This is a genomic window from Burkholderia sp. COPS, from assembly GCF_019425585.1.
GTDB lineage: Bacteria > Pseudomonadota > Gammaproteobacteria > Burkholderiales > Burkholderiaceae > Burkholderia > Burkholderia cepacia.
In genome coordinates, this window is sequence record NZ_WIXR01000029.1 from 1 (window position 1) to 16,517 (window position 16,517).

Consider the following 16,517-nt stretch of genomic DNA (forward strand, 5'->3'; position numbering starts at 1 on the left):
AACCAGCTCGATCTCGCGCTGGTGTGGGGCGATCCGGTGTCGGCTGCGCTGCTGTCGCGGCCGGGTATCGACAGCGACGTGATCGCGCAGGTGCCGATGCAGTGGGTCGGGGCGGCGGGGGCGGGCGGGTTCGGCGTGCCGGGTGAGGCCGATGAAGGGGCGCAAGTCGGGGCGGCTGCCGTGCACGCCTCGGCGGGCGGCCGTGCCGCGGGCGAGGCGCTGCCGCTCGTCGTGTTCGACCGGCCGTGCCGGTTCTTCGGCGCCGCGACCGATGCGCTCGACCGCGCGGGCGTGCCGTGGCGCGTTGCATTCACGACGCCGAGTCTCGCCGGGTTATGGGCCGCGGCGGCGGCCGGCCTCGGGCTGACGGTGCGTTCGCATTACGGACTGCCCGCGTCGGTGCGCGTGCTCGATGCGGCTTCGCTCGGATTGCCGGCGTTGCCGAGCCTGCCGTTGATCCTGCTGCGGCGCACGTCGTCGGCGACGCCGACCGTCGACCGGCTCGCTTGGATCGTGACGCAGGCGGTGCGGGATGCGACGGAGGGGGCGGTGGCGGCGCTGGCGGCGTGACGAAACGTTCGATTGCCGCCGCGGGTTGCGGTTCGGCCGTCCCTCTGCCGATTGGCCGAATGGATCGATCGGGTGAACCTGACTACAGTGATGATCACTTGAAACGGAGGTCATCATGCAAAACGCGAATACGCCCGGCGCTGGTGCGGTCGATCCGGCCCAACGGGCAGATACCACGATCCTCGATGACGGGGCGTCAGCCGATCGACTCGCGTCTGCCAATCCGCCCGTTCGGTTCGGTGTCCTGCAAGGGCAGGCCCGGATCGCGGACGATTTCGATGCGCCGCTGCCCGATTACCTGCTGGATGCGTTCGAAGGGCGCTGATGCGGCTGTTGCTCGATACGCACGTCTTTTTGTGGATCGTGACCGATGACCCCAGGCTCAGCGCACGGGCGCGCCGACTGATTTCGGCCGCCGACGAGCGTTTCGTCAGCAGCGCGAGTATCTGGGAGGCCGCCATCAAGGCCGGCTTGGGGAAGCTCGATATCGACGTCGGCAAGCTGATCCGCGCAATCGGCTCGAGCGGGATTCGCGAGCTACCGGTTCGTGCCGTGCATGGTGCGGCAGTGCGTGATTTGCCGCACCACCATCGCGATCCGTTCGATCGCTTGCTGGTCGCGCAGGCACGGCTCGAGCCGCTTCAGCTCGTGACGGCCGATACCCTTCTTGCACGGTACGGCCTGTCTCTCGTTCTGACAGTTTGAAGCAATTTGTCGGCACGAAAGCCGTCGGTCGCCGGCGCCTCACGGGGCGTCGCGGGTCATGCCGCTGCGGCGTCCGGTGCGGTTTCGTCCAGTTCCGCGCAGAGCGCGGCCAGCCGCTCCCGCAACCCTTCGCTCGCCGGCACGAACGGCAGCCGCAACCCGTCCTCGCACCACCCTTGCGCGGCCAGCACGGCCTTCACCGGTGCCGGATTCGGCTCCGCGAAAAGCGCCGCGACGAGCGGCTGCAACGCGACCGACAGGCGCCGCGCATCGGCGAGCCGGCCGTCGCGCAGCAGCGCATGGATGCGCACATGCCATTCGGGCAGCACGTGCGCGCTGCTCGCGATCGCGCCGTGCGCACCGGCGCACATCGCCGCGAAGTTCTGGTTGTCGTCGCCGGACAGGATCGCGAGCGGCGTGTCGTGCACGAGCCGGTTCATTCGGTCGAGCGTGCCGCCGCATTCCTTGATGCCCGCGACGCGCGGATCGCGCGCAAGCGCCTGCAGCGTGTCCAGTTCGACGTTCACGCCGGTGCGGTACGGGATGTTGTAGACGAGCACCGGCAGGTCGGCCGCGTCGACGATCGCCTCGACGTGGCGGCGGATGCCGTCCTGCGTCGGCCGCACGTACACGGGCGGCGTGACGAGCAGCCCGTCGGGCCGCAACTCCGCGAGTTCGCGCGCACGCGCGGCCGCGAAATGCGTTGCGCTCGCGGTCAGCCCGACGACGATCGGCAGTCCGGGCGCCGCGTCGCGCAGCGTCGCGAACACGGCGTCCTGTTCGCGTGCGTCGAGCAGCACGCCTTCACCCGTCGTCGCGCCCGCGACGAAGCCCGCGATGCCCGCGCCCGCATAGTGGCGCGCGAGTCGCGCGAGCGCGGCATGGTCGACTTCGCCGTGGTGGAACGGCGTGATGATCGGCAGCCAGATACCTTCGAAACGTGTGTTCATGCAAAGCCTCATGGTGGAAACGGAGTGGGAAGGAACCGTTCCGCCGGCGGAGGGCCGGAGCGAGGCATGCGTGCAAGGAGAATGAAACGACCTGCGGGCATCCCGTCCGGCATTCGCCTGACGGGACGCGACGTCCCCGTCAGTCGAGGAGTCGTTTTTTCAGTTTCAGCCCGGCCGCGCGCACACCTGCCGCGACGGCGGCGAGGATCGGAAGCGAGCGCAGGGAAGCGGACATGGAGGAACCGTGAATGGGCTGAGCGGCGATCTTAACACCGGAATCGATGCGCACGCGAGTGTCTGCCGCCGTTTAGCAGGAATCGAGATTTGCTTTCCACGACTGATTGGAAAGCGCGCTGCGCCCGGCCGCTAGAATGCCCGCTTACGTTTCGATGACAGCGCGTACGCGTGCCGTCACGCACATTCACCACCACTGGAAACGGGGCATATCACGATGGCAAGCATGAAGGGGATCGGCCGCTGGCTGCACACGGGCGCGGCGGCGGCGCTGGTCGTGGCGGCGTCGGCCGCGCACGCGGACACGTCGATCCTGAACGTGTCGTACGACGTGACGCGCGAGCTGTACAAGGACATCAACACGGGCTTTGCCGCCGCGTACAAGCAGAAGACCGGCGAGACGGTCGCGATCAAGCAGTCGCACGGCGCGTCGAGCGCGCAGGCGCTGTCGGTGCTGCAGGGGCTGCAGGCCGACGTCGTGACGATGAACCAGCCGAACGACATCGACCTGCTCGCCGAGCGCGGCCAGTTGCTGCCGAAGGACTGGCGTGCGCGTTTCCCGGACAACAGCTCGCCGTACTCGACCACGATGGTGTTCCTGGTGCGCAAGGGCAACCCGAAGGCGATCAAGGACTGGAGCGATCTCGCGAAGCCGGGTGTCCAGGTGATCATCGCGAACCCGAAGACGTCGGGCAACGGTCGATATGCGTATCTCGCCGCATGGGGCTTCCAGAAGCAGAAGGGCGCGACCGACCAGCAGGCGATCGACTTCGAGAAGGCGATCTTCCGCAACGTGCCGGTGCTCGACTCCGGCGGCCGGGGCGCGACGACGACGTTCACGCAGCGCGGCATCGGCGACGTGCTGGTCACGTTCGAGAACGAAGTCGCGCTGATGGACACCGGTGCGTCGGGCGCGCAGTTCGACGCCGTGTATCCGTCGGCGAGCATCCTCGCGGAGCCGCCCGTCGCCGTCGTCGACAAGGTCGTCGACAAGAAGGGCACGCGCAAGGTCGCGCAGGCGTATCTCGACTACCTGTACACGCCGGAAGCGCAGGAGATCATCGCGCAGCACCATCTGCGCCCGCGCGACGCGAACGTGCTGAAGAAGCATGCTGCCGAGTTCAAGCCGCTGAAGACGTTCAGCGTCGAGCAGGTCTTCGGCAGCTGGGCGAACGCGCAGAAGACGCATTTCGCGGACGGCGGCACGTTCGACCAGGTGATCGTCGACCGGAAGTGAGCGCCGCGCACACCGCGCGCCTGTCCGCACGCTGACGACGCAGCCGGCCGCTTCCGCGGCCGGCTTTTTTGTGCCTGGCGGCCGGCGGCGCGGCGGACGTCCATTCCGAACCGGCACGCATACCCGGCCGCGGCCGCGCGTGCTACGCTCATCGCCTTCCTGCTTCCGGCCCCGCGCGATGAATGTCGATTCGTCCTCCCCAGCCTCCCGCGGCCGTGGCCGCAAGATCTGGTCGGGCACACGCCCGGTCATCGCGTACGGGATGCCGCCGCTCGGCTGGCGCGACCTCTATCACCGCGCGCTGACGGTGAGCTGGCCCGTTTTCTTCCTGTCGCTCGCCGTGCTGTTCCTGCTGCTCAACGGCGGCTTTGCAACGCTCTACCTGCTCGGCCACGCGTCGATCGCGAACCAGTCGCCGCCCGGGTTCGGCGGCGCATTCTTCTTCAGCGTCGAGACGCTCGCGACCGTCGGCTACGGCGACATGCATCCGCAGACCGTCTATGCGCACCTGGTCGCGACGTTCGAGATCTTCATCGGGATGTCGGGCATCGCGCTGGCCACGGGGCTCGTGTTCGCGCGGTTTTCGCGGCCGCAGGCGAAGATCCTGTTCGCGCGCTACGCGATCGTCCGTCCGCTGAACGGCAGGATGACGCTGATGGTGCGCGCCGCGAACGCGCGCCAGAACGTGATTGCCGAGGCGCAGGCGAAATTGCGGCTGATGCGGATCGAGGGGACGCACGAGGGCTACACGCTGCGCAAGATCCACGACCTGCCGCTCGTGCGCAGCGAGCACCCGATTTTCCTGCTCGGCTGGAACCTGATGCACGTGATCGACGAATCGAGCGCGCTGTTCGGCGAGACGCCCGAATCGCTCGCCGCGCGCGACGCGTCGTTGCTGATCACGATCGAAGGCTCGGACGAGACGACCGCGCAGGTGATGCAGGCGCGTCACACGTGGGTGCATGGCGACATCCGCTGGCGTCACCGCTATGTCGACCTGATGCACGACGAAGACGGCATCACGCACATCGACTACACGCATTTTCATGAAGTCGTGCCGGTCGACACCGATACCGACGAGCGAGGCTCGCCGGGCGCGGTGGTCGATGCCGACGCGGCGGGGCCGGGCCCGGCCGCGTAGGGACGCGCGCGGGCGGCTGGCGGCACCGCCCGCGCGCTACGCGTCACGCATGCAGCAGGCGCGCCGCTTCGCGCTGTTCGATCGCGGCCGCGCGGCGGAACGCGTCGCGGTCCTCGGCGCGCGCGACGTAGTCCCCGAGCACGCCTTCGTGCGGCAGCAGATGCGCGTCGAATGCGATCTTCAGCGTGCTGGCGAGCAGCAGGTCGGCCGCGGTGAAGCGGTCGCCGACGAGCCATGGATGATGGGCGAGCGCTTGCGCGAGTGCGCGTTGCACGCGCGTGATGTTGCCCCAGCCGAATGCGACCGGATTGCCCGACGCGCCGGTGAATTTTTCGGCCATCGCCGGTTCGAGGCAGGTCGGCGTGAAGAACATCCATTGGAGAAAGCGGCCGCGTAGCGGATCGTCGGGCGCGATGCCGAGCCCGGCACCCGGGCAGCGGTCGGCAAGATAGAGCAGCACGGCGCCCGATTCGGCGAACGGCACGCTGCCGTCGTCGAGCGCGGGCAGCTTGGCCATCGGGTTGACCTGCACGAACGCGTCGCTGCCCTGTTCATGCGAGCGCAGGTCGATCGGCACGAGTTCGTACACCACGCCGAGCTCTTCGAGCATCCACAACGCCCGGAATGCCCGGGTCTTCGGCCAGTAGTAGAGCTTCATCGTGCCTCCGTGATTGGGTGCAGCTGTCGGTCCGGTGGATGCTCAAGCGTACCCGAGCGCAAGAGGTTCGGACAGGGGCGACCGGCTAGGGGCGCCTATCGGCAAGTGATGGCCGGACGCGTGACGTTTCGAGTGGAAAATCGGGCAGAGTCCGATGTGACAAGGAGGTGCGTAAATAACTAGTCATATTGATACTAGTTATGAACAAGGTGAAAAACTCCGGCGCAAGCCCGCGTTACTTGCCCGGCATCGCGAGGCCCGCAGTGGCCGCGCGTACGGCAAGACTCGCATCCGGCCGCGTTCGCCGATGCGACACGAAACAGGGAAATCACGGGAGACAAGTCACGCATGGCAAACGACGATCGCACCACGATCATTCCACGCAGAACACCGGAATCGGCGGCCATGGTGGCCGAGGTCAAACGCGCGATGGCGATCACCGCGCGGATCAACCGCCTGACATTCGACGATGCCGCCGAAGTCCGCGCATTATTCGGTGAACTGATCGGCACGCCGGTGGATGACGGCTTCGTGCTGATCCCGCCGTTCCATGCGACGGGCGGCACCGGCATGAAGCTCGGTCGCAACGTGTTCGTCAACCAGAACTGCACGTTCTACGATCTCGGCGGGCTCGCGATCGGCGACGACGTGATGATCGGGCCGAACGTCAGTCTCATCACGTCGGGCCATCCCGTCGAACCTTCGCGGCGGCGCGATTTCGTCGTCGCAAAGCCGATCGTGATCGAACGCAACGTATGGATCGGCGCCGGCGCGACGATCGTCGGCGGTGTGACGGTGGGCGAGAACTCGGTGGTCGCGGCCGGGGCCGTCGTCACGCGGGATGTTGCGCCGAATGTGCTGGTTGGCGGTAATCCGGCAGCGGTTATCCGGTCGATTGCCGAATGACGCGGCACGAGGGCGCGCGCCCGTTCGAAGCAGCCTGGCAGGAGCGGATGTGGATAACCAACTCCCAGGGCGACTCGAAACGCTATGCATCCGAATGGTGAGGGTGTCGTCGAGGCCGCCCGGATGGGGCTTTCCGGTGTCTGCCCGATAGTCGCCGGTGGAGGCTCTGGCCGCGCTTGCCGATGTTTCGACGAAGGTCGCGCAGCGTGATCGGATGTGGATATCCTCGCGCCGAAACGACTCGGCGCCCTGTGCATTTCACAGGTGAGGGCGCCGGATGATGCGAAGGGCATGAAGCGGGTTGTGGACAACTCGCCCACGGAACGAGGCGAAATGCTGTGGAATTCGACGGTGAGGGGCGACGCCCGATCCCGCTGCGCGCTTTTCCCGGCGGGGTTTCCTGACTTTTGTCGAGGTTCGGCGCGCCGCGCATTCTAGCCGAACGCGCGCATCGTGGCCGAACCGCGGACGCGCCGCGACGTGGATATCCCGCCATCGGCAGCCACCCGAAGGGCCGTGCATTCTAACGGTGAGCGCGGTGGAGTGGTCTGCAATGCGCCGATTTTGCCGCGCATCGCCGCGTTCGCGAGCGACTCGACGTGCCCGGCGATGCAAAGGTGCGCATCAATACGCGATGAGTGGTCAGTGCGCCAGAATGCGATCATTCGGCCGCCCAAGCCCAAGCCCAAGCCAACACCACCTGAAGCGTCGTGCATGTCCGGTTCGCACGCGAGCGTGAGAGCGAGACAACTGGGGCTCCCGTGTGGATATCCGGCAGCCGAAACGACTCGCGGCACTGTGCATTTCCACGGTGAGCATCAGCGCTCGACCGGCCGATGAGCCGCTTCCGGCACGGAATGCCGGCGCGGTGGCGCTTCCGGGCTCCCCGCCATTGCTCGGCGGATTCTCGCCCACGTGGATATCTTGCGTCCCGGATCGCTCGAAGCGCTGCGACGGTGAGCATCAGCGCTCGACCGGCCGATGAGCCGCTTCCGGCACGGAATGCCGGCTCGGTGGCGCTTCCGGGCTCCCCGCCATTGCTCGGCGGATTCTCGCCCACGTGGATATCTTGCGTCCCCGATCACTCGAAGTGCTGCGACGGTGAGCATCAGCGCTCGACCGGCCGATGAGTCACTTCTGGCACGGAATGCCGGCGCGGTGGCGCTTCCGGGCCCCCGCCATTGCTCGGCGGATTCTCACCCATGTGGATATCCTGCATCCTGGATCGCTCGAAGCGCTGCGACGGTCAGCATCAGCGCTCAACCGGAGGCCCATGAGCCCCTTCCGGCATGGAATGCCGGCCCGCAGCGTCTTCCTGGGCGCGCATCCGCAGCCGCTCGGCGGATTCTCGCCCATGTGGATATCCCGCGCACCGGATCACTCGAAGCGCTGTGGTTTTCAACGGTGAGGGTGCCCGTGTGGCTGGGCGGTTCTGCCGGATCGGACGTGGATAACCGCCATGGCAGCCACTCGAAGCCCTGTGTATTGCAAAGGTGAGCGCGAGCCCGCGATTGTGCAGCATGCGGGTTTCGGCCGGCCTGTCCGAGTGAGATACCGGCCGACAAACCCAGTCGCGCCCCTGTGTATTCGATCGGTGAGGGTGAACGCCGGATCGACGCCATGCGCCATTTCCAGTGTGGATATCCATCGCCGAAACCCACTCGCCGCGCTGTGAATTTCAACGGTGAGCGCCGGCACTCGAGCGTGGCGCATGCCGATGACGGTGTGGATATCCCGGCCCCTGCGCCACTCGAAACCCTGTGCAATCGAATGGTGAGCACGAGAGCGGGATTGTGGACATCCCGCGCCGCCGCCCAATCGGAACGCTGTGCATTTCAACGGTGAGCGTGACCGCCTCCACCCGCCGAAACCCTTGTCACACGGGGCTCGAGCGACAGCCACCGCATACCTGAACCGTCGTCGGGCAATCCCGCGCATTCCCGGCAAACAGCCCGTCTGCCCCGACACGTCGCCCATCCCGCCCGGCCGCCGCGCGCGAGAACTATCTCAAATTCGGTCAAAAACCTGCGCAGTTTTTCTCGCTACAGCCCCGTCCGAGCAAGATGAGAAAAAACATTCTCGGCTGCGCGCGAAAAAATAGAGCCATTCGCTGCGGTCCCCCACGCGTCGTCCGGCGCCTGCCGCGCAGCCCAGAACAGCACAATCAGGAGACTTCCCCCATGACCGCCCGCTTGCCCGTCGATGGCACGCCCGCCCTGTCCGACTACCGCCTGACCGACAACCTGACCGCGACGCGCGGCCGGATCTTCCTGACCGGCACGCAGGCGCTGGTTCGCCTGCTGCTGATGCAGCGCACCGTCGACGCCGAACAGGGGCTCAACACGGCCGGCTTCGTCAGCGGCTATCGCGGTTCGCCGCTCGGCATGGTCGACCAGCAGCTGTGGAAGGCGAAGAAACTGCTCGACGCGAGCGGCGTGCGCTTCCTGCCCGCGATCAACGAGGAACTCGGCGGCACGGCCGTGCTCGGCACGCAGCGCGTCGAGGCCGATCCCGAGCGCACGGTCGAGGGCGTGTATGCGATGTGGTACGGCAAGGGCCCGGGCGTCGATCGCGCGGGCGACGCGCTGAAGCACGGCAACGCGTACGGCTCGTCGCCGCATGGCGGCGTGCTGGTCGTCGCGGGCGACGACCACGGCTGCGTGTCGTCGTCGATGCCGCACCAGAGCGACTTCGCGATGATCGCGTGGCACATGCCGGTCGTGAACCCGGCGAACATCGCCGACATGCTCGAATTCGGCCTGTACGGCTGGGCGCTGTCGCGCTACTCGGGCGCGTGGGTCGGTTTCAAGGCGATCTCCGAAACGGTCGAGTCGGGCTCGACCGTCGACCTCGACGCGCTGCAGACGCACTGGCCGGCGCCCGAAGGCTTCACGCCGCCGGCGGGCGGCCTGCACAACCGCTGGCCGGACCTGCCGAGCCTGACGATCGAAGCGCGCCTCGCCGCGAAGCTCGACGCGGTGCGCCATTTCGCGCGCACCCACAGCATCGACAAGTGGATCGCGCCGAGCGCGCAGGCGAACGTCGGCATCGTCACGTGCGGCAAGGCGCACCTCGACCTGATGGAAGCACTGCGCCGCCTCGACCTGACGGTGGCCGACCTCGACGCGGCCGGCGTGCGGATCTACAAGGTCGGCCTGTCGTATCCGCTCGAGATGACGCGCATCGAGACCTTCGTCGACGGGCTCGCCGAAGTGCTCGTGATCGAGGAGAAGGGCCCGGTCATCGAGCAGCAGATCAAGGACTACCTGTACAACCGCACCGAGGGCGCGCGCCCGCGCGTGCTCGGCAAGCACGATGCCGAAGGCGCCTGCCTGCTGTCCGAGCTCGGCGAGCTGCGTCCGTCGCGCATCCTGCCCGTGTTCGCCGAATGGCTCGCGCGCCACAAGCCGGCACTCGACCGCCGCGAGCGCGTCGTCGATCTCGTCGCGCCGCAGATCCTGTCGAACGAAGCCGACGCGGTGAAGCGCACGCCGTACTTCTGCTCGGGCTGCCCGCACAACACGTCGACGAAGGTGCCGGAAGGCTCGATCGCACAGGCCGGCATCGGCTGCCACTTCATGGCGTCGTGGATGGAGCGCGACACGACGGGGCTGATCCAGATGGGCGGCGAGGGCGTCGACTGGGCCGCGCACGCGATGTTCACCAACACGAAGCACGTGTTCCAGAACCTCGGCGACGGCACCTACTTCCATTCAGGCATCCTCGCGATCCGCCAGGCCGTGGCCGCGAAGGCGAACATCACGTACAAGATCCTCTACAACGACGCGGTCGCGATGACGGGCGGCCAGCCGGTCGACGGCAGCATCTCGGTGCCGCAGATCGCGCGGCAGGTCGAGGCGGAAGGCGTGTCGCGCTTCGTCGTCGTGTCCGACGAACCGGAGAAGTACGACGGTCACCACGGGCTGTTCCCGAAAGGCACGACGTTCCATCACCGCAGCGAACTCGACACGGTGCAACGCGAGCTGCGCGAGACGCCGGGCGTCACCGTGCTGATCTACGACCAGACCTGCGCGGCCGAGAAGCGCCGCCGCCGCAAGAAGGGCGAATTCCCCGACCCGGACAAGCGCCTGTTCATCAACGACGCGGTGTGCGAAGGCTGCGGCGATTGCGGCGTGCAGTCGAACTGCCTGTCGGTCGAGCCGCTCGAAACGCCGCTCGGGCGCAAGCGCCGCATCGACCAGTCGTCGTGCAACAAGGACTATTCGTGCGTGAACGGCTTCTGCCCGAGCTTCGTGACGGTCGAAGGCGCGGCGCTGAAGAAGGCCGCCGGTGCCGCATTCGACGAAGCCGCGCTCGCCGCGCGCGTCGATGCGCTGCCGGTGCCGGCGACGCATCTCGACGCGGCGCCGTTCGACATGCTCGTGACGGGCGTGGGCGGCACGGGCGTCGTGACGGTCGGCGCGCTGATCAGCATGGCCGCGCACCTCGAAGGCAAGAGCGCGTCGGTGCTCGACTTCATGGGCTTCGCGCAGAAGGGCGGCTCGGTGCTGTCGTTCGTGCGGATCGCGTCGAGCGACCGGTGGCTGAACCAGGTGCGCATCGACACGCAGCAGGCCGACGTGCTGCTCGCGTGCGACATGGTCGTCGGCGCGAGCGCCGAGGCGCTGCAGACGGTGCGTCACGAACGTTCGCGGATCGTCGTCAACACGCACCGGATCCCGAATGCATCGTTCGTGCAGAACCCCGACGCGAACCTGCATGCGGACGCGCTGCTCGAGAAGATGCGTCACGCGGCCGGCGACGGCTACCTGTCGAGCTGCGACGCGCAGACGCTAGCCGCGAAGTTCCTCGGCGACTCGATCGGCGCGAACATCCTGATGCTCGGTTATGCATGGCAGCTCGGCCTCGTGCCGGTGTCGCTCGCGGCGATGATGCGCGCGATCGAGCTGAACAACGTCGCGGTGTCGATGAACAAGCTTGCGTTCTCGATCGGCCGGATGGCGGCCGGCGACGCGGCGGGCCTCGATGCGTTGTGGAACGCGCGCCACACGGTGGCCGCGCATGCCGCGCCGGAAACGCTCGCCGAGCTGATCGCCGATCGCGAAGCGCGTCTCGATGCGTACGGCGGCGCCCGTTATGTCGAGCGCTACCGTGCGCTCGTGAGCGCGGCGCGTGCGAAGGGCGACGATTCACTCACGCGCGCGGTCGCGACGACGTTCTACCGGCTGCTCGCGGTGAAGGACGAATACGAGGTCGCGCGGCTGTACACGGACGACGCGTTCCGCACGGCGCTCGAAGCGCAGTTCGAAGGCGTGCCGGGGCAGGCCTATCGCGTGAAGTTCAACCTCGCGCCGCCGACGGTCGCGAAGGCCGGCAGCGACGGCAGCGTGCCGAAGAAGCGCGTGTTCGGCCAGTGGATGTGGCCGGTGTTCGGCGTGCTGGCGCGCGTGCGCAGCCTGCGCGGCACGTGGCTCGATCCGTTCGGCCGCACCGTCGAGCGCAGGATGGAACGCGCGCTTGCCGACGACTACGAGACGACGCTCGCACGGGCGCTCGCCGCGATGACGGCCGGCAATGCGGCGCAGGTCGCGCAACTGGCCGACCTGCATGCCCGCGTGCGCGGCTTCGGTCACGTTAAGGTGCGCAACCTGGCCGGCGTGAAGCGCGCGGAGCGCGAGCTCGCGCTGCAGCTCGGCATCGACGCGGCGACGAGCGCGGCCGTGCAGCACGCGCTCGACGAGATGAAGGGCGCGGGCATGCTGAAGGGGATTCCGGTCGTGGTCGCGAAGTAACGCGCACGCGGGCGGAGGTGGGCGGATGTGAAAACGGCGACGCGGGTGCGTCGCCGTTTTTTTCATGAGTGGCGGCTGCGCACCGGCAGCGGCGGCCGTCCGTCAGAGAATGCCTTTCTTGCGCGTCGACAGCGCGGTTTCCGACAGGTCGATCTCGCGCAGCAGTTTCGTCAGCGTCTCGTCGGAAATCTTGCTGTCGCTGCGCAGCCGGTACAGCGCGGTGCGTTCCGCGCGCACGGCCGCGATCCGCATCTGCAGTTCCATCGTTTCGGCCTGCTTCGCTTCGGCGCGCGGCGTGGGGCCGTCCTCGGCGAGCGTCGCGAGGCGGCGGCGGTACTGGTCCATCACGCGTGCGGAGATATCCGCGCAGCGCGCGGCACCCGATTCGTCGAGATCGGCCGAGATCGCGTCGTGCGACGAGTCGATCGCGCGGATCGCGGCCTGCGCGGCGGCCGCGCGCGCGGCGCGTTCCTCGTCGCCGAGCGGGCTGCGCGACGAACGCACGCCGCGCAGCAGCAGCGGCAGGCCGATCACCGCGACGACGAGCGAGCCGAGGATCACCGCCGACGCGACGAAGATCGCGGTATCGCGGCCCGGCAGCGGCACGCCGTCGGACAGCGCGACCGGAATCGACAGCACGCCGGCGAGCGTGACCGCGCCGCGCACGCCGCCGACCGTCATCACCGCGATCGTGCGGATGCCGGCCATCGTGCCGGCGAGGCCCTGGCGCGCGGCGCGACGGCTCGCGAACCAGCGCAGCAGCCAGACCCACAGGAAGCGGATCGCATACAGCGCGAGCATCATCGCGCAGACGTTGAAGATCATCCGGCCGACGAGCGCGTCGCTCGTGTGGTGCGCGTCGACGAGCGTGCGGCCGATGATGTGCGGCAGCTGCAGCCCGAGCATGATGAACACCATGCCGTTGAACACGAACTCGATCATCGCCCACGTGCTTTCGGCGCGCACGCGCGAAGCGACGGTGCTTTTGCGCGAGAAGCTCGTGTAATTCATCATCATCCCGGCCGACACGGCAGCCAGCACGCCCGACAGCTCGAGGTGCTCGGCGAACAGGTAGGCCGCGAACGGCACGAGCAGCGTCATCACGATGCCGGGGGCCGGATCGCCTTCCTGCTCGGCGTTCAGGAAGCGCGTCGACAGCGCGCTGAACACCCACGACACGATCGCGCCCGTCGCAAGGCCGCCGGCCGCGACGATCACGAACGTGACCGACGCGTCGCGCAGCGAGAACATGCCCGTCAGCGCGGCCGCGATCGCGAATTTCAGCGCGACGAGGCCCGACGCGTCGTTCATCAGCGCCTCGCCTTCGAGGATGTGCATCAGCTGCGGCGGAATCCGGCCCTTTCCTGCGATGCCCGACAGCGCGACCGCGTCGGTGGGCGACAGCACGGCCGCGAGCGCGAACGCGATCGGCAGCGGCAACTCGGGTATCAGCCAGTGCGCGAAATAGCCCACTGCGAGTACCGTCATGAACACGAGCCCGAATGCGAGCATCAGGATCGCGCGGCGCTGCAGGTACAGCTCGCGCTTCGGAATCCGCCAGCCGTCCGCGAACAGCAGCGGCGGAATGAACAGCAGCATGAAGATTTCGGGATCGAACGTGACGTGCAGGTTCAGCTTCGGCCACGCGAGCATCGCGCCGAAGGCGATCTGCATCAGCGGCAACGGCAACTGGAACGGCAGGATGCGCGTGACGGCGCCGGACAGCGCGACGGTCAGCAGCAGGATCAGGACGGTGAAGACGATTTCCATCGATACGGCGAATACGGGGAATGAAACGATCGTACGGAGTGTAGCGTGACAGCGTGACGGGTGCGTTCGAGCGGCCGGTGCGTGCGCACGAAACTGGTGCGTCGCGCGTGTGCCACGGTGGTGCGGCGGCCCGGTGAGCCCGCGCGGCGCATGGGTTCTACGCGCCTTGCACGGAGCTTGCTTGATGCTGGTCAACCGTCCGGCGTCGACCGGGCAACCGAGGGTCCAACCATGACATTGCACGCGCCGTTCGCCTTGCCGGGCGCCGCGTTCGAAGGCATTACCAGGAGGAAGGCATGACGATCGTGCAACAGGAGCGTCCGGCCGCTGCGTCGCCGTACCGGTTCGAGCGGGAGGTGAGTTCCGGCCTCGAACGTCTGGCGACGCAGCACCGCGACCTGACGCTCACGACCGTGTTCCAGCCGATTTTCAGCCTGTCGCACCAGCGTGCGGTGGGCTACGAGGCGTTGCTGCGCGCGCACGATGCGCTCGACCGCGCGGTGTCGCCGCTCGACGTGTTCGGCGAGGCCGCGCGCCAGGGCGAACTGCTGCAGCTCGACCGGCTCGCGCAGGCGCTGCATCTCGAGAACTTCGCGCTGCTCGGCGCCGAGCGCGAGTGGCTGTTCCTCAACGTGCATCCCGGGGTGCTCACCGACCCGTTCCAGGCGGCCGCGCTGCTCGCGAACCTGAAGCGGCTCGGCATGCCGCCGCGCCGCATCGTGCTCGAAGTGCTCGAACAGCGCGCGGAGGACGTCGAGCGGCTGGCCGAGGCCGTGCGCGAATTCCGCACGCACGGTTTCCTGATCGCGCTCGACGATTTCGGCGCGGGCCACTCGAATCTCGAGCGGATCTGGCAACTGAACCCGGACATCGTGAAGCTCGACCGGATCATGCTGTCGCACGCGGCGCACCGCACCGGGCTCACCGCGATCCTGCACGGCCTCGTGACGCTGCTGCACGAGGCCGGCAAGCTGGTGCTCGTCGAGGGGATCGAGACCGAGCACGAGGCGCAGATCGCGCTGTCGTGCGAGGCCGATTTCGTGCAGGGCTACTACTTCGGCCGGCCGGCGCCGGGGCTGCCCGACAGCGCGGCCGCGACGGGCTGCATCGGCGAGCTGACCGAGCGTTTCCGCCAGCAGACCGAGGCGCGCGAGCGGCGCGATGCGCAGCGGCTCGCGCCGTACCTGCGCGCGTTCGAACGCGCGGCCGAGCGCCTCGCGGCCGGCGAGCCGCTCGACGAGGTGTGCTGGAACTTCCTCGCGCTCGACGCGGCCGCGCGCTGCTTCCTGCTCGACGCGCACGGCCGCCAGTCGGGCCGCAACGTCGTGCTGCGCGCCGACCGCGCGCTCGCCGAGGCACGCTTTTCGCCGCTGGCGGACGCACAGGGCGCGAACTGGCTGCGCCGGCCGTATTTCCGCTCGGCGATCGCCGAGCCGGGGCGGGTGCAGGTCACGCGGCCGTACCTGTCGATCAACGAGGCGCAGCCGTGCGTGACGCTGTCGGTGGCCGTGCGCGTCGGCGATACGCAGCGCGTGCTGTGCGGCGATATCGACTGGATCGACGACGAAGCGGACGCCGGCTAACGACGCGCGTATCGCAGGCGGCGCGCAGGGGGACCCGGGCCGGTGCGGGCGGCCCGTTGCGCTCGCCCCGCGCTTCCCCGACAATGGCGCGACCGCGGCCATCGTGACCGCGGGCGCGCCGTCCCGGGGGCCACCATGGCGGCGAATAACAAGGAAAACACAATGAAAAGACCGATTTCGCTGACCATTCTCGCGTGGATCATCATCGTGACCAACGCGATCACGTGCATCTATACGCCATTCACGATCGGCATGCCGACCACCCAGGCGCTGCTGTCGCACTACCTGCTGCCCGTCTGGGCGACGCTCGGCATCAGCGTGCTCATCGAAGCCGTGAACGTCGTGATCGGCATCGCGATCCTCAAGGGCCGCGAATGGTCGCGCAAGGCCTACATCGTGACGGCCGTGTTCGGTTTCGCGTTCTCGTTCGTCAACATGCCGGCGTCGATGTTCGCGGTGCTGATCCCCGGCGTCCTGCTGTTCGCCCTGTTCGTCTACCTGCTGTTCCGGCGCCCCGCGACCGCGTACTTCCGTCAGGCGAGCGCATGAGCGTCGTGCGCAACGCGCTCGCGATCGTGCTGTTCGCGATCGCGGGCATGTGCGTGATCACCGCGCAGATGATGGCGTTCATGAAGCTCGGCCATACGCGGGCGATGCTCGTGTTCGTCGCCGTGTTGTTCGTGCTGTCGGCCGTGTTCCTGGCCGTGGGCGCGTTCGCCGGCGCGTTCCGGCCGCGCGCGCGTGGCGCGGGCATCGCACTGCTCGTCGCGTCCGCGACCACCGCGTTCGGGATGATCGGCTGGGTGACGCTCCTGCTGGCGCCGGGGATCGTCGACGTGATGCAGCAGCAGGGCGTCGACGTGAACGCGCGGATGTTCCGGTTCGCGCCCGGCGCCGTGGTGACCGGCCTGTCCGCGCTCGTCGGCGTGTGGCTCGCGCGGCGCGGCTGACGGCGGGACTCGCGACGGGACTGACGACGGGACTGACCGGGCGCCGCTGACGGCGGGGCG

The 16,517-nt window shown here is 68.1% G+C and carries 13 protein-coding genes; 10 read left to right on the top strand and 3 right to left on the bottom strand.

All coding sequences use genetic code 11. The features are described from left to right. The 3 genes from FOZ70_RS24190 to FOZ70_RS24200 all read left to right on the top strand — a co-directional run. On the top strand, window positions 1-570 hold a 570-nt coding region (locus tag FOZ70_RS24190), incomplete at its 5' end, for a LysR substrate-binding domain-containing protein (protein WP_258025716.1). 115 nt (window positions 571-685) lie between these two features. Continuing rightward, a complete protein-coding gene (locus FOZ70_RS24195) occupies window positions 686-895 on the top strand; it encodes a hypothetical protein (RefSeq protein WP_060233431.1) in 210 nt (69 codons plus the stop codon). After that, window positions 895-1,275 (top strand): type II toxin-antitoxin system VapC family toxin, encoded by a 381-nt coding sequence (locus FOZ70_RS24200; protein ID WP_219706955.1) that lies wholly within the window; start codon window positions 895-897, stop codon window positions 1,273-1,275. Before FOZ70_RS24195 ends, FOZ70_RS24200 begins: the two co-directional genes overlap by 1 nt. Window positions 1,276-1,331: 56 nt before the next feature. Here FOZ70_RS24200 and dapA read toward each other — a convergent pair whose 3' ends face one another. Then, on the bottom strand, window positions 1,332-2,225 hold the full coding sequence (dapA, locus tag FOZ70_RS24205) for a 4-hydroxy-tetrahydrodipicolinate synthase (protein ID WP_059492020.1): 894 nt from the start codon (window positions 2,223-2,225) through the stop codon (window positions 1,332-1,334). Between the two features lie 451 nt (window positions 2,226-2,676). Between dapA and FOZ70_RS24210 the strand changes: the two genes are divergently transcribed. Both FOZ70_RS24210 and FOZ70_RS24215 read left to right on the top strand, forming a co-directional pair. Then, window positions 2,677-3,696 carry a sulfate ABC transporter substrate-binding protein gene (locus FOZ70_RS24210; RefSeq protein WP_048026803.1) on the top strand — a complete coding sequence of 340 codons (1,020 nt, stop codon included), beginning with the start codon at window positions 2,677-2,679 and terminating at the stop codon, window positions 3,694-3,696. A gap of 178 nt (window positions 3,697-3,874) precedes the next feature. After that, window positions 3,875-4,837, top strand: coding sequence for an ion channel (locus tag FOZ70_RS24215; RefSeq protein ID WP_219706957.1), 963 nt, complete (start codon window positions 3,875-3,877; stop codon window positions 4,835-4,837). Window positions 4,838-4,880: 43 nt separating this feature from the next. Here the strand turns inward: FOZ70_RS24215 and FOZ70_RS24220 are convergent, their stop codons facing one another. Beyond that, window positions 4,881-5,495, bottom strand: coding sequence for a glutathione S-transferase (locus FOZ70_RS24220; RefSeq protein ID WP_021157423.1), 615 nt, complete (start codon window positions 5,493-5,495; stop codon window positions 4,881-4,883). 348 nt (window positions 5,496-5,843) lie between these two features. Here FOZ70_RS24220 and FOZ70_RS24225 point away from each other — a divergent pair, with 348 nt between their 5' ends. After that, window positions 5,844-6,401, top strand: coding sequence for a sugar O-acetyltransferase (locus FOZ70_RS24225; RefSeq protein ID WP_059554328.1), 558 nt, complete (start codon window positions 5,844-5,846; stop codon window positions 6,399-6,401). Between the two features lie 2,180 nt (window positions 6,402-8,581). Next, window positions 8,582-12,154, top strand: a complete 3,573-nt coding sequence (locus tag FOZ70_RS24230) for an indolepyruvate ferredoxin oxidoreductase family protein (RefSeq protein WP_219706959.1) — start codon at window positions 8,582-8,584, stop codon at window positions 12,152-12,154. 102 nt (window positions 12,155-12,256) lie between these two features. Here FOZ70_RS24230 and FOZ70_RS24235 read toward each other — a convergent pair whose 3' ends face one another. Next, entirely contained in the window at window positions 12,257-13,924 is a 1,668-nt protein-coding gene (locus FOZ70_RS24235; protein WP_021157418.1) for a Na+/H+ antiporter, read from the bottom strand. Window positions 13,925-14,220: 296 nt separating this feature from the next. Here FOZ70_RS24235 and FOZ70_RS24240 point away from each other — a divergent pair, with 296 nt between their 5' ends. From FOZ70_RS24240 to FOZ70_RS24250, 3 genes are all read left to right on the top strand, one after another. Further along, a complete protein-coding gene (locus FOZ70_RS24240) occupies window positions 14,221-15,507 on the top strand; it encodes an EAL domain-containing protein (RefSeq protein ID WP_042973380.1) in 1,287 nt (428 codons plus the stop codon). Window positions 15,508-15,669: 162 nt separating this feature from the next. Then, a complete protein-coding gene (locus FOZ70_RS24245; protein WP_042973415.1) occupies window positions 15,670-16,056 on the top strand; it encodes a hypothetical protein in 387 nt (128 codons plus the stop codon). Beyond that, complete coding sequence (locus FOZ70_RS24250; protein WP_059695293.1) at window positions 16,053-16,457, top strand: hypothetical protein; 405 nt, start codon at window positions 16,053-16,055, stop codon at window positions 16,455-16,457. Before FOZ70_RS24245 ends, FOZ70_RS24250 begins: the two co-directional genes overlap by 4 nt. Window positions 16,458-16,517: the final 60 nt, after the last annotated feature.

Coding starts and splice junctions, on each gene's coding strand:
- FOZ70_RS24235 (WP_021157418.1), bottom strand. CDS start 13,924: ATGGAAATCGTCTTCACCGTCCTGATCCTGCTGCTGACCGTCGCGCTG.
- FOZ70_RS24215 (WP_219706957.1), top strand. CDS start 3,875: ATGAATGTCGATTCGTCCTCCCCAGCCTCCCGCGGCCGTGGCCGCAAG.
- FOZ70_RS24200 (WP_219706955.1), top strand. CDS start 895: ATGCGGCTGTTGCTCGATACGCACGTCTTTTTGTGGATCGTGACCGAT.
- FOZ70_RS24230 (WP_219706959.1), top strand. CDS start 8,582: ATGACCGCCCGCTTGCCCGTCGATGGCACGCCCGCCCTGTCCGACTAC.
- dapA (WP_059492020.1), bottom strand. CDS start 2,225: ATGAACACACGTTTCGAAGGTATCTGGCTGCCGATCATCACGCCGTTC.
- FOZ70_RS24195 (WP_060233431.1), top strand. CDS start 686: ATGCAAAACGCGAATACGCCCGGCGCTGGTGCGGTCGATCCGGCCCAA.
- FOZ70_RS24225 (WP_059554328.1), top strand. CDS start 5,844: ATGGCAAACGACGATCGCACCACGATCATTCCACGCAGAACACCGGAA.
- FOZ70_RS24250 (WP_059695293.1), top strand. CDS start 16,053: ATGAGCGTCGTGCGCAACGCGCTCGCGATCGTGCTGTTCGCGATCGCG.
- FOZ70_RS24240 (WP_042973380.1), top strand. CDS start 14,221: ATGACGATCGTGCAACAGGAGCGTCCGGCCGCTGCGTCGCCGTACCGG.
- FOZ70_RS24210 (WP_048026803.1), top strand. CDS start 2,677: ATGGCAAGCATGAAGGGGATCGGCCGCTGGCTGCACACGGGCGCGGCG.
- FOZ70_RS24220 (WP_021157423.1), bottom strand. CDS start 5,495: ATGAAGCTCTACTACTGGCCGAAGACCCGGGCATTCCGGGCGTTGTGG.
- FOZ70_RS24245 (WP_042973415.1), top strand. CDS start 15,670: ATGAAAAGACCGATTTCGCTGACCATTCTCGCGTGGATCATCATCGTG.